Source organism: Streptomyces sp. NPDC026377 (assembly GCF_055567715.1).
Genome location: NZ_JBVHPV010000012.1, coordinates 244,140 through 256,161, shown reverse-complemented (window position 1 = coordinate 256,161; position 12,022 = coordinate 244,140). Strand labels below are relative to the sequence as shown.

The 12,022-nt window shown below is 75.3% G+C and carries 13 protein-coding genes; 7 read left to right on the top strand and 6 right to left on the bottom strand.

All coding sequences use genetic code 11. From position 1 onward, the window contains the following. Positions 1–71: 71 nt before the first annotated feature. The 4 genes from ACZ4MU_RS24695 to ACZ4MU_RS24680 all read left to right on the top strand — a co-directional run bounded on the left by ACZ4MU_RS24695 (position 72) and on the right by ACZ4MU_RS24680 (position 3,842). On the top strand, positions 72–1,415 hold the full coding sequence (locus ACZ4MU_RS24695) for an amino acid permease (RefSeq protein WP_467880423.1): 1,344 nt from the start codon (positions 72–74) through the stop codon (positions 1,413–1,415). Between the two features lie 124 nt (positions 1,416–1,539). Then, positions 1,540–1,881, top strand: coding sequence for a hypothetical protein (locus tag ACZ4MU_RS24690; protein WP_467880420.1), 342 nt, complete (start codon positions 1,540–1,542; stop codon positions 1,879–1,881). Positions 1,882–1,944: 63 nt separating this feature from the next. Further along, positions 1,945–2,091: a hypothetical protein gene (locus ACZ4MU_RS24685; RefSeq protein ID WP_467880417.1), complete on the top strand. Its 147-nt coding sequence runs from the start codon at positions 1,945–1,947 to the stop codon at positions 2,089–2,091. Positions 2,092–2,246: 155 nt separating this feature from the next. Continuing rightward, the gene (locus tag ACZ4MU_RS24680; RefSeq protein ID WP_467880414.1) at positions 2,247–3,842 is read left to right on the top strand and encodes an alpha/beta hydrolase; all 1,596 of its coding nucleotides are present in this window, start codon (positions 2,247–2,249) and stop codon (positions 3,840–3,842) included. 32 nt (positions 3,843–3,874) lie between these two features. Here the strand turns inward: ACZ4MU_RS24680 and ACZ4MU_RS24675 are convergent, their stop codons facing one another. Continuing rightward, positions 3,875–4,951, bottom strand: a complete 1,077-nt coding sequence (locus ACZ4MU_RS24675) for a type III polyketide synthase (protein ID WP_467880412.1) — start codon at positions 4,949–4,951, stop codon at positions 3,875–3,877. 444 nt (positions 4,952–5,395) lie between these two features. Between ACZ4MU_RS24675 and ACZ4MU_RS24670 the strand changes: the two genes are divergently transcribed. Continuing rightward, entirely contained in the window at positions 5,396–5,776 is a 381-nt protein-coding gene (locus ACZ4MU_RS24670; protein WP_467880409.1) for a nuclear transport factor 2 family protein, read from the top strand. On the opposite strand, the gene ACZ4MU_RS24665 is transcribed toward ACZ4MU_RS24670, so the two are convergent. Then, entirely contained in the window at positions 5,766–6,569 is an 804-nt protein-coding gene (locus ACZ4MU_RS24665) for a helix-turn-helix domain-containing protein (protein ID WP_467880406.1), read from the bottom strand. The genes ACZ4MU_RS24670 and ACZ4MU_RS24665 overlap by 11 nt on opposite strands. Positions 6,570–6,572: 3 nt before the next feature. Next, the gene (locus tag ACZ4MU_RS24660) at positions 6,573–7,955 is read right to left on the bottom strand and encodes a glycosyltransferase 87 family protein (RefSeq protein WP_467880445.1); all 1,383 of its coding nucleotides are present in this window, start codon (positions 7,953–7,955) and stop codon (positions 6,573–6,575) included. Positions 7,956–8,127: 172 nt separating this feature from the next. Here ACZ4MU_RS24660 and ACZ4MU_RS24655 point away from each other — a divergent pair, with 172 nt between their 5' ends. Both ACZ4MU_RS24655 and ACZ4MU_RS24650 read left to right on the top strand, forming a co-directional pair. Further along, entirely contained in the window at positions 8,128–9,288 is a 1,161-nt protein-coding gene (locus ACZ4MU_RS24655; protein WP_467880403.1) for a molybdopterin-dependent oxidoreductase, read from the top strand. Continuing rightward, the gene (locus tag ACZ4MU_RS24650; RefSeq protein WP_467880400.1) at positions 9,285–9,710 is read left to right on the top strand and encodes a hypothetical protein; all 426 of its coding nucleotides are present in this window, start codon (positions 9,285–9,287) and stop codon (positions 9,708–9,710) included. The genes ACZ4MU_RS24655 and ACZ4MU_RS24650 overlap by 4 nt, the downstream gene beginning before the upstream one ends. 219 nt (positions 9,711–9,929) lie before the next feature. Here the strand turns inward: ACZ4MU_RS24650 and ACZ4MU_RS24645 are convergent, their stop codons facing one another. Genes ACZ4MU_RS24645 through ACZ4MU_RS24635 form a run of 3 tightly spaced genes read right to left on the bottom strand, consistent with a single transcriptional unit; the run spans position 9,930 to position 11,973 of the window. Next, a complete protein-coding gene (locus ACZ4MU_RS24645; RefSeq protein WP_467880398.1) occupies positions 9,930–10,589 on the bottom strand; it encodes a methyltransferase domain-containing protein in 660 nt (219 codons plus the stop codon). Continuing rightward, the gene (locus ACZ4MU_RS24640) at positions 10,586–11,266 is read right to left on the bottom strand and encodes a TIGR04282 family arsenosugar biosynthesis glycosyltransferase (RefSeq protein ID WP_467880395.1); all 681 of its coding nucleotides are present in this window, start codon (positions 11,264–11,266) and stop codon (positions 10,586–10,588) included. The genes ACZ4MU_RS24645 and ACZ4MU_RS24640 overlap by 4 nt, the downstream gene beginning before the upstream one ends. Beyond that, positions 11,263–11,973, bottom strand: coding sequence for a glycosyltransferase family 2 protein (locus ACZ4MU_RS24635; protein ID WP_467880392.1), 711 nt, complete (start codon positions 11,971–11,973; stop codon positions 11,263–11,265). The genes ACZ4MU_RS24640 and ACZ4MU_RS24635 overlap by 4 nt, the downstream gene beginning before the upstream one ends. Positions 11,974–12,022: the final 49 nt, after the last annotated feature.

Here is a 12,022-nt window from a genome sequence, read left to right as displayed (position 1 = left end):
TGCTGACGAGGCGACCCACGACGCCCGAAACGGCCCCTGACCTGCAAGTTTCCAAGCCATACACGTTTCGGATGTCCCTCCCAGTAGCGACCGCCCTGGTCATGGGCAACATCATCGGCGGCGGCATCTTCCTGCTGCCCGCCTCGGTCGCCCCCTTCGGCACCATCAGCCTGTTCGCCTTCGCGGTCCTGACCATCGGCGCGATCGCGCTGGCCCTGGTCTTCGGACGGCTCGCCCAGCGGCTGCCGCGGACCGGCGGCCCCTACGTCTACGCACGCGAGGCCTTCGGCGACTTCGCCGGTTTCCTCGCGGCCTGGTCGTACTGGATCACCACCTGGGTCTCCAACGCGGCGCTCGCCGTGGCGGCCGTGGGCTACCTCGACGTGCTGGTCCCCCTGCACGGGAACAAGGCGGCCACCATCGCGGCGGCGCTGGCCCTCCAGTGGCTCCCCGCCCTCGCCAACCTCGCGGGCACCCGGTACGTGGGCGCGGTCCAACTGGTCTCCACCGTCCTGAAGTTCGCGCCCCTGCTGCTGGTGGCGGTCGGCGGCCTCTTCTTCTTCGACCCGGCCAACCTCGGACCCCTCCAGGCCGACGACCACAGCGCGATGGGCGCCGTCTCCGCCTCGGCCGCGATCCTGCTCTTCAGCTACCTCGGCGTCGAGTCGGCCGCCGTCAGCGCGGGCGAGGTCCGCGACCCGCGCCGCAACGTCGGCCGCGCCACCATCCTCGGCACCCTCGGCGCCGCCCTGATCTACCTCCTGGGCACCCTCGCGGTCTTCGGCACCGTGCCGCACGACCGCCTGGTGACCTCCACCGCCCCCTTCACCGACGCCGTGAACGCCATGTTCGGCGGCGCCTGGGGCGGCACCGCGGTCGCCGTCGCCGCCCTGGTCTCCATGGTCGGCGCCCTCAACGGCTGGACCCTGCTGAGCGCCCAGACCCCGTACGCCGCCGCCCAGGACGGCCTCTTCCCGCAGGCCTTCGCGCGCCGGACCCGGGGCGTGCCCACCGTGGGCGTCCTGGTCACGGTCGTCCTCGCCTCGGCGCTGACCGTCTACAACTACACGGCCGGCTCCCAGGGCGTCTTCGAGACGCTGGTCCTGGTCACCACCTTCACGGCGACCGTCCCCTACCTGCTGTCCACGGCCGCCCAGATCTACTTCCTCGCCTCCGGCCGCGCCGACCGCGTCCACCGCGGCCGCCTCGTCCGCGACGGCCTGCTCGCCGCGCTCGCCGCCGCCTTCTCGCTCTGGCTGGTCGCGGGCTCCGGCTACCAGGCGGTCTACCAGGGCGTGCTGTTCCTCTTCGCCGGAGTGCTGGTGTACGCCCTCCTCGCCGCCCGCAAGCAGGCCGCGCGCCAGGACGCGGTGGAGGTGCCCGAGCAGGTGGTGGGGGAGAGCCTCCGCGCGTAGGTACGGACGCGGGCCCGACTGGCGCGCCGGTCCGGCCAGTTCGGGGCTGACGGCCATTCACCCGGGAGAGGGGATCTCACCCGGATCCGGGCAGGTCACGGTCGTCGGCGGGCAGGGTTGTGGCATGCCGTCCGCTCTCTCCGCCACCGTGCGCCGCGCCCTCGTGGTGCTGCTCGTGGTGGCCGCGCTGCTCGGGGCGGCGCCGGGGGCGGAGGCGGCGGGGCCGCCCGTGGACCGGGCGGCCGCCTCCTCGGCGGTGCCGGGCCCGGTGGGCGAGGAGCAGCCCGACGAGGCCGCCCCCGCGCCCCGGGCCGCGGCCCGCCCGACCCGCCCGGCCCCGGACAGCCGCTCCGCGCCCGCTGTCCCCCGGCCCGTCGCGGTCGGGGGGCACGTGGCGGCCCGACCGGGCGGACCCGGCAGGCCCGCCTCCCTCCAGGGCGTGCGCTGTGTGGTGCTGCGCTGCTGAGCGTTCCGTACGGAACGAACCAGCGGTTATCTCAACTCACCAGCACAGCGAGGTGGTTCAGCCATGCCCATCGACCCCTTCGCGGCGCTCAACGCGATGCTGCGCGCCGAGGCCGCCCGGATCCGACCGGCTCCTGCGACCCCCGAACGCGAGGACCCCGAACCCCGCGAGGAGCCGCGCCGACCTCCGGCCGACCCGCACGGCGAGTAGCCGGGACCCCCACGGCAGGGCGGTGGCCTGGTTCCGGCCACCGCCCCGGTGACCTGCTGTTGTCGCAGAGGGTGACGACAGCGGGCGGTCCGTCGTGCGGTACTCCGTTCGGCGGCTTACGTTTGCTCCGGGAACCCCCGACCGAAAGGTCTGCCATGCGCGGAGGTACGACAGCGGGCGCGGCCGGTGCGGCGATGGTGCTGCTCGTCCTGGCGGTCCCGGTCCCGGCGGCGGCGGACGGCGCCCAGCCCGATCTCACCCGCTTCTACAGCCAGCGCCTGGCCTGGGGCGGCTGCACCGTCAAGGACGCCCCCAAGGGCATGGAGTGCGCCGAGCTGACCGTGCCCGTCGACTACGCCCGGCCCGAGGACGGCACCATCGCCCTGGCGGTGGCCCGGGTGCGGGCGGCCGAGTCGGGCGAGGGCCCCACCGGTACGGGCACCGGGGCGGACCCGGCCCACGCGAGCGCGCCCAAGGGGTCGCTGGTCCTCAACTTCGGCGGCCCGGGGGAGTCCGGCCTCAAGGGGCTCGGCGACTTCATGGCCGACACCGCGCGTCTGGCGCCCGCCTACGACCTGGTGACCTTCGACCCGCGGGGGGTGGGCCGCAGCGCCCCCGTGCGCTGCGGTGCCGGGGCCGAGGAGATCATCGAGGGCTCCGGCGGCGCCCCGGCCGACGACGCGGAGGGGCGGGCCCAGCTCGTCGAGGAGCTGCGCTCGGTGGCCGAGGGGTGCCGCAGGACCACCGGGAAGCTGCTGCCGCACGTCGGCACCATCAACGCCGCCCGCGACCTGGACGTCCTGCGCCGGGCGCTCGGCGACCGGAAGCTGAACTACTTCGGCGTCTCCTACGGCACCCGGCTCGGCGCGGTCTACGCGGCGCAGTTCCCCCGGCGCACCGGGCGGATGGTCCTGGACGCGGTGGACTCGCTGACGGCCGACGCCGCCGAGTCGGCGTTCGCCCAGGCCAAGGCCTTCCAGAAGGGGCTGGACACCTTCCTGTCGGACTGCGCCGCCCGGGGCGCGAGCTGTCCGCTCGGCGCCAGCGCCGCCCGGGCGGGCGCCACCCTGTACGCGACCGTCGCCCGGCTCGACCGCGCGAGCGCCAAAACCGCCTCCGGCGCCGAGTTCACCTCCGCCGACCTGCGGACCGCGATCACCGACGCGCTCTACGCCGAGCAGCTGTGGCCGGCGCTCGCGCGGGGCGTCGCGGCCCTCCACGACAGGGGCGACCCGGCCCTCCTCGACCAGCTCACCCGGCAGTTCGCGGGCAAGGAGACGCGGGGGGACCGCGCCGAGGGTGACAACAGCCGTGAGGCGCTCCTCGCCGTCAACTGCGCCGACGACCCGGTGCGCGCCAAGGACCCGGCCGCGGAGCTCGCCTCACTGGAGGCGAGGTTCGCCGAGGCCAGCCCGATGTTCGGCCCCGAGCAGGTGGGCGCGGCGATCGCCTGCACGGGCTGGCCCGCCGGTACGGACTACATCCGCGGGATCCACCGGACCGGCGCGCCCCCCGCCCTGCTCATCGGCACCAGGGGCGACCCCGCCACCCCGTACCAGTGGGCGGCTCAGACGGCCCGCCGCCTCGGCAGGGGTGTGGTCCTCACCTACGAGGGCGAGGGGCACGGCGGGTACACCGCCTCCCCGTGCGTCCGGGAGGCGGCCGACGCCTTCCTGCTGGACGGCGTCCTGCCCGCGGCGGGGACGTCCTGCGCCCGCGAGACGCCCCCGGAGCAGCCACCGGAGCACTGAGAGCCTGTCCGGCGGGCTCCGGGCTGCAGGCCTCAGTTGCTCATCGCCACCGCCATCGGGGCCGCCGCGGCCCAGCGCCCGATGGCCGTCTCGGCCGTGATGCCGGGACCGAAGCCCGCGATGAGCCCGCCCGCCCCGTCGGCGGCGCCCCCTTCGTCGAAGAGCCGGGCCAGCGCGTCGAAGACCACCGAGCTGGCGATGTTGCCCCGCTCGGTGAGCGTGGCCCGGCTGAAGCGGAACATCTCCGGCGGCAGCTCCAAAAAGTGGCACAGGTCGTCCAGGATGCGCGGACCACCCGCGTGCACGATGAAGAAGTCCATGTCCGGGATGGCCCAGCTGTGCTGGGCGACCAGCGCCTTGAGCGCCGGGGCCAGCATCTCCATGGTGCCGGGGACGCGCTTGTCCAGCAGGAAGTGGAACCCGGTGTCGCGCACCGCGTACGAGATCCAGTCCTCGGTGTTGGGCACCAGGTGCGAGCCGTTGCGCTCGATCCGCATGCCCGTACCGCCCTCGCCGCGCACCACGGCCGCCGAGATCGCGTCGCCGAACAGACCGTTGGAGAGCAGCGAGCCGACGCCGATGTCGGTCGGCTGGTAGCAGAGCGAGCAGAACTCGCAGGACACGATCAGCACGTTGGCGCGCGGATACGCGGTGCAGAAGTCGTGCGCCCGGTTGATCGCCGCACCGCCCGCGGCGCAGCCGAGCTGGGCGATCGGCAGCTGCCGGGTCTCGGTCCTGAACCCCATGGTGTTGATCAGCCAGGCGGTCAGCGACGGCATCATGAAGCCGGTGCAGGAGACGTAGACGATCAGGTCGATCTCCTGGGGCTCCACCTCGGCGTGGGCGAGCGCCTGCCGGACGACCCCGGGCACCCGGGCCTTGGCCTCCGCCTCGTAGAGCAGGTTGCGCTCCTCGAAGCCGGGGTGGCGCAGGGTGTCCTCGATGGGCTGCACGATGTGGCGGGTGAGGACACCGGTGTTCTGGATGAGCCGCAGGACGAGGTCCCGCTGGGGGTGGTCGGCATGGGTCTCACGGGCAAGGGCGAGCGTCTCCTCCTGCGTGATCACATGGTCGGGTACGGCTACTGCGGGGCGGCACAGGGTGGCCATGGAACTTCCTTGTCTCCTTGCGGGCGGACGCCTGCGGTTTCCACGCGGGGGCTCCAGGGGTGTGCGGACGTGTGCCTCTGACGTATCCCCGAGCGTGATCATGGGCATGTCCTCGAACGGGGCGATTAACCGATTAGAGGGATATTGAGGACCGGGTAGGCCACTCGGGGTGACGGGCCTCCGGGGCGGGCCTCCAAGACGGGTCTCTGAGGCGGGCGCGGGGTGGGCCCGCGGGACGGGGGCGCGGCGGGCCGGGGTGGACCGGGGTGGGCGGGCCCGGGTGGGCGGCCGTGCCCGGACCGCATTACCTGGGCGGTAATCGACCCGCGCCACCCCCGCCCGGCAAGGTGGAGCCATCGGGTCCCGGGCGGCGCACTCCGGCCGGGGCCCGGTTTCCACCCCGCACCTGTCCTGCCGATCCATCTTTCACGGAGGCTGATTCCCATGTCCGACAACCGCTACGAGACCGCCGTCGCCCGCTACTTCGAGGCGTGGAACGCCACCGGCTCGGCCGAGGAGCTGGCCAAGGCCGTCGAGGCAGCCTGGAGCGAGGACGGCGGCTACACGGACCCGCTGTCCGACGTCACCGGCCACCGGGCCATAGCCGCGGTCATCGGCGGGGCCCACGCCCAGTTCCCCGGTTATGCGTTCCGTCTGGAGGGGGCGGTCGACGGGCACCACGACGTGGCCCGGTTCCGCTGGGAGCTGGTGTCGGCCGCGGACGGGTCCGCGCCGGTCGCCGGGTCCGATGTGATCACCCTCGCCGAGGACGGCCGGATCGCCACCGTGGCGGGCTTCCTCGACCGCGTACCGCCTACGGCGTGAGCGATCCGAGGTACGCGAACGTCTCCGGGTCGGCCGGGAGGAACGTCTCGATGGCCAGCTCGGAGACGGTCACGTCCATCGGGGTGTTGAACGTGGCGATCGTCGACAGGAACGACAGCACCGTGCCCCGGTGTTCGACGCGCAGCGGGAGAGCGAAGGGGCAGCCGGAACCGTCGGAGGCGTCCTCCTGTGCCGCCTCGGGCACCGGGTGCGCCGCGACCTCCTCGTACAGCTCGCGCAGCGCGTCCGAGCGCAGCAGGGCGATCTGACGCTCCATCTGCTCCAGCAGATGCGCGCGCCACTGGCGCAGATTGCGGATGCGCGGCGCCAGGCCCTGCGGGTGCAGGGTCAGGCGCATCGCGTTGAGCGGCGGGACCAGCAGCCGCTCCGGCACGCCTTCGAGGAGCATCGCGATGCCCCGGTTGGCCGCCAGGACCGTATACGTGCCGTCGACTATCAGTGCGGGGAACGGCTCGTAGCCCCGCAGCAGCCGCTCCATGCCCTCGCGCAGGGCGTCCATGGAGGGGTCCTCCAGGGACGTCTGGGTGAACCGCGGCGCGTAACCCGCCGCAAGGAGAAGGGCGTTGCGTTCACGGACCGGCACCTCCAGGTGCTCCGCGAGGCGCAGGACCATCTCCTGGCTCGGGCGCGACCTGCCGGTCTCGATGAAGCTGATGTGCCGGGCCGAGGAGTCGGCGCGCAGGGCGAGCTCCAGCTGGCTGATCCTGCGCCGCTCGCGCCAGCCGCGCAGCATCGGCCCTACTCCCGTTTCGACCGCGGCAGTTGTCGTCATGGATCAGACCCTAACCCGCGCCACCGGCAGTGACCTGCGCCGCACCCCCCACCCGGCCAGCGCGACCGCCGCGGCCACCGCGTACGCGCTCGTCCTGACGGTGTCGAAGGAGTGCGGCACCGCCCGCGCCGTCACGTAGCAGACGGCCCCCGCCGCCGCGACCACCAGCCACTCCCAGCGGCCGTCGAGCGCCACCAGGGCGACGAGCAGCAGCGCGTACCAGGAATAGCCCGGCGTCATCAGGCAGAACGCCCAGCCCAGCACCAACAGGGCGCCGGACCAGGGCCGTTCGGGATCGCCCCGGCGCAGCACGTACAGGACGACGAGCGCCACGAGGAGGAGCGCCGCGGGCAGCGCCCAGGCGTCCGGGACCACCAGCCGCAGCAGTCCGTACCGGCTGCGGGCGGACGCGTCGTCGTACCCCTCCTCCTTCGCGTACCCGCCCAGATAGCCGAAGACGGAGGCGTCCGAGACCAGGACGTACGGCAGATAGACCAGCGCCACGCACACCGCCGCCGGAACCAGGACGGCCGCCGCGCGCCGCCAGTCGGGGCGGCGTCCCGCGAGCACGCCCGCGAGGGCGCCCGGCAGCACCACGGCGGGCAGCATCTTCGCCGCGATCCCGGCGCCGATCAGGACCCCGCCGACCGCCCGGCGCCTCGCCGCGACCGCGCCGAGACCCGCCACGGCCAGCAGCACCGCAAGCCCGTCCACATGCGCGTTGTTCACCGCCTCCACCGGCACCGCCGGGCACCACGCCCAGTACGCCGCCCGCGCGGCGTCCTCGCCGCGCCGCCGCAGGACCAGCAGCAGCACACCCGTGGTGGCCACCGCCAGCACGGCGCCGCCCACCTGCAACGGCTTGTGGCGGGCGGCCGAGGGGGACAGGCCGTGGACACCCAGGAAGTACACCTCGGCCACCGGCGGGTAGATCGTGTGCACCCGCGGGCGGTTGAGGCGGGTGCAGCGGTCCGGCTCGCCGAACCGGGCCCGGTCCGGCCCCTCGCACGCGGCGCCCCGGGGGAACAGCCAGTCGTCGCGCAGTGACACCAGCTCCCGGTCGGCGGGGGCGTGGTCGTAGGGCGAGATCCCGGCCGCCTGCACCCGGCCGTCCCAGGCATAGCGGAACATGTCCGTGCTGGTGGTCGGCGGCGCCGCCAGCCCGGTCGCCGCGACCAGCACCCCGCCCGCCAGGACCAGGCCCGCCCGGTGGCGCGCCGGGACCCGCCGCAGCGACCGCGTGGCCGCCGCGAACAGCAGCCAGCAGGCCAGGTACCACCAGGAGAGCGTGCCGGGGAGGACGGAGGAGCCGCCCGCGACGAACGTGCCCGCGAGCACGGCGGTCAGCGCGGCCAGCAGCACGACGGCCGGGGCCGAGCGGCGCAGTGCGCCGGGCGCGGCGGCGGGCGGGGCAGCGGGGGCGGCGGCGGTTCGCGGAGCGATCACCCGTCCACATTCGCAGGCCGGCGGGCGCCCGGACGGCCCAACGCACCACGCGTCCGGGAACCGTAAGGTGTCAGGAGCCCTGTTCGGGGCGGTCGGGGGATGTCATGGGGACATGAGGCCACGACGTCCGTTCCCCCCACCGCCCTCCGCGCTGCTGCCGTCGTTCCGGGGCGCGCTGCACGACAGGCGCACCACGACGGCGATCGGCCGGCTGCTCGGCATGGCCGTGCTGGTCTGCATGGTCACCGGGGTGCTGAGCCACTACCTCCAGCACCCGCCCGCCTGGCTGGCGGACGAGCTGCCCGCCCGTCCCGGCTGGGGCTACCGGCTGACCCAGGGCCTGCACGTGGGGGTGGGCATCGCCGCGATCCCGCTGCTCTTCGGCAAGCTGTGGACCGTCTACCCGAAGCTGTTCGTGTGGCCGGCGTTCACCGGCGTGCGGCACGCGCTGGAGCGGCTCTCGGTGGCGGTGCTCGTCGCGGGCGCCGTCTTCGAGCTGCTGACCGGGCTGCTCAACACCGTGCAGTGGTACCCGTGGCCGTTCGGCTTCGTTCCCGTGCACTTCGCGGTCGCCTGGCTGCTGACCGGCGCGCTGCTGCTGCACCTGGCCGTCAAGTGGCCCGACATCACCGCGTACTGGTGGCGGCACTCGCCCGCCACGCGCGCGCTGCCGGGCGAGCCGGAGAACGCGCTCGACCGGCGCTCGCTCCTCACCGGGCTCGCGGTCGCGGTCGGCGCGGTGACGGTGACGACGGTGGGTCAGTCGGTGACCCCGCTGAAGTCCCTCGACCTGCTGGCGCCGCGCCACCCCGACCACGGCCCGCTGGGCCTGCCGGTCAACCGCACCGCGGCGGCGGCCGGGACGACCCGGGTGGACACGGCGGCCTGGCGGCTGACGGTGGCGGGGCCGCGCCCGTACGAGCTGAGCCTCGACGAGCTGGCCGCGCTTCCCCAGTACGAGGTGGAGCTGCCCATCGCCTGTGTGGAGGGGTGGAGCAAGAACGCGCACTGGACCGGCGTACGGATCAGGGACCTGATGGAGCGGGCCGGGGCGCCCGGGGCCGCGCTGCGGGTCATCTCGCTCGAACGGCACGGCGCCTACCGGGTGATGGACATGGGCCGCACCTACGCGCGCGACCCGCTCACCCTCCTCGCGCTCCGGCTCAACGGGCAGGTCCTCACCCCCGACCACGGCTACCCGGCCCGGATCATCGCCCCCAACCGGCCCGGCGTGCTCCAGACCAAGTGGGTCTCGCGGCTGGAGGCGCGGTGAGGGCGGGGCGGTACGCGGTGGGCGCGCTCGGACTCGCGCTGATGGGGCTCGGTGTGTCGCTGGTGTGGGCGCAGGGGACGTGGGACGTGGTGGTGTGGCTGGCGGGGGCGGTCGTGCTGCACGACGGGTTCGTCGCACCGCTGGTGCTGCTCGTCGGCCTGGGCGTGGTGGCGGCCCGGCCCCGGGTGCGCGGCCCGCTGCGGGCGGCCCTGGTGACCGGGGGGTGCCTCACCGTGATCGCACTCCCGGACATCCTGCGGCCGGGCCCGCGGAACAACGCGACGGTGCTGCCGCTGGACTACCTCCGCAACTGGCTGGCGCTGCTGGCGGTGGTCGCGGTCGCGGGGGCGCTGGTGGCGGCCGGAAAGAGCATGTGGCGCGGGCGCGGTTCTGGAGGGAAGCGACCGGTGCGGCGGCCCTAGGGGGGTGTCCTTCGGAGGGCGCCCGGGGGGCGGGAGCCCGTACCCCGGGCGCCCGCAGCAGGGGGAGGCGGTCGGGGTCCACAAGACGCGCCCCAGCCCCGCCCCAGGCACGGCCCGGCGGCAGGGGGGAAGGCGGGCGGGCCCAGAAGGCCCGCCCCAGTCCCGGCGGACGCCGCTGCCCGTCCCTTCCCCTGCAACAGGCCCCGGTCCGCCCCGCGTTCACCCCCGGCGCAGTACGAGGAAAGGGCGTCCGGCAGCTGTCCACCGCTCGGCCGGGTGCCAGCCGGTGGCGTGCGCGTAGCGCAGCAGGGCGGTGGTGCCCAGGCGCGACCAGGGGAAGGCCGCCCCGAAGGCTCCGCGCCCGTCGGCCACCCGTACCTCGATGTGCTCGTCCACGTCGAGGGACGCCGCCTCCACGATCAACTGCCCGTCCATGTCCACCAGTTGGGCGGCACGCGCGAGCAGCGCCGCCGGGTCGCCGCCGATGCCGACGTTGCCGTCGAGCAGCAGCGCGGTGTGCCAGCGGCCCTCGCCCGGCAGCGGGTCGAAGACCGACCGGCACAGGGCGCTGCCGCCCGAGCGCCGGGTGCGGCGGACCGCCTCGGGGCTGACGTCGACGCCGAGCGCGGCCGTACCGAGCGCGGCCAGCGCCACCACGAGGCGTCCGGGCCCGCACCCGATGTCGAGCACCGCGCCCCGGCACCGGCCCAGCACGGTGAGGTCGGCCGGGTCCGGCGCCGCGCACCACCGCTCCACCTCCAGCGGCAGCAGCCACCCGTCCTGGCGGCGCAGGAACAGCGGCCCGCGCCCGCTGCGCAGGGCGTCGGTGTACGGATCGGCCCGCCAGGCGAGCGCGGCGGGCACGGTCGTCGCGCTCATCGCGCGGCGCCCCGCCGCCCGGCCCCGGCGGCCGTCGCGAGGGAGCCGCCCCGGCACGCGGCCACCGTCCGGGCGAACCGGCCCTCCGGGACGAGCGCCGCGACCTCCGCCGCGTCGGCCGCCGTGTCCACGTCCCGCAGCGGCGCCAGCTCGCGCACGGTGAGCCCCGCCCCGCCCAGCCGCCGCCGCTGGACCGCGCCGGTCACCGGCACGGACATGGGCACTCCGCGCAGCAGGGAGGGATCGGGGGCGGTCAGTCCGAGCGCCCAGAAGCCGCCGTCGGCCGCCGGGCCGAACCACGCCTCGCCGGGCGCCCAGCCCGCCAGGGCCGGGGCGAGCAGGGCCGGGCTCAGCTGCGGGGTGTCCATGCCGACGAGCAGGGCGGGGCCGGAGTCGAGCGCGAACGCCGCCGCCAGCCGCTCGTCGAGGCCGCCCGCGCCCTGCGCGGCCACCTCGATGCCCGGCGGCACCCAGGGGCCCGGCGCCCCGTCCAGCACCAGGATCCGGCGCCTGGCCGGGGCGGCGAGCACCGCGTCCAGCGTGTCGGCGAGCGCGGCCCCGGCGATGCGCGCGGCCTCCTCGGGCGAGTACGGCGGGGTCAGCCGGGTCTTGACCCGGCCCGGCACCGGCGCCTTGGCGATCACCAGCAGGGTGACCGGAGCGCCCGGCGCCGTCACCGGGTGTCCGCGGTCGCGGCGGGCAGCGACGCGGCGGGCGGCAGCGCGAGCACCGCGCGCATGTCCCGTACGGCCTGCCAGGTGCCCCGCCAGGTGCCGGTCACCTTCGACCTGCCGGTACGCGGCAGATACGGCACGTCGTGCTCGCGCACCCGCCACCCGGCGTCCGCCGCGCGGACCACCGTCTCCAGCGGATAGCCGCTGCGCCGGTCCGCGACGCCGAGGGCCAGCAGCGGCGCGCGCCGGGCCGCCCGCAGCGGACCCAGGTCGTGCAGCCGCAGCCCCGTGCGGCGGCGCAGCATCCGGGACAGGGCCAGGTTCCCGGCCCGCGCGTGCGGCGGCCAGGCCCCGCGTGCGACGGGCCTGCGGCGCCCGAGGACGAGGTCGGCGTCCCCGGCGGCCACCTCCCGTACGAAGGGGACGAGCAGTCCGGGGTCGAGCGAGCCGTCGCAGTCGCAGAAGCAGACGTACTCGGCGCGCGCCGCGAGCAGGCCCGCGTGGCAGGCCGCGCCGAAACCGCGCCGGGCCTCGTGCACCACGGTCGCGCCCAGCGCGCGGGCCAGCTCCGCCGAGCCGTCCGTCGAGCCGTTGTCGACGACGACGGCCCGCCACCCCTCAGGGATCCGGGCCAGCACCCAGGGCAGCGCCCCGGCCTCGTCGAGGCAGGGCAGTACGACGTCCACCGTCGTGGGAATCGAGTCGGTCACGCCCTCACGGTACGAAGCCGCGGCGGACAAACCGGGACTTCGGGTTCTT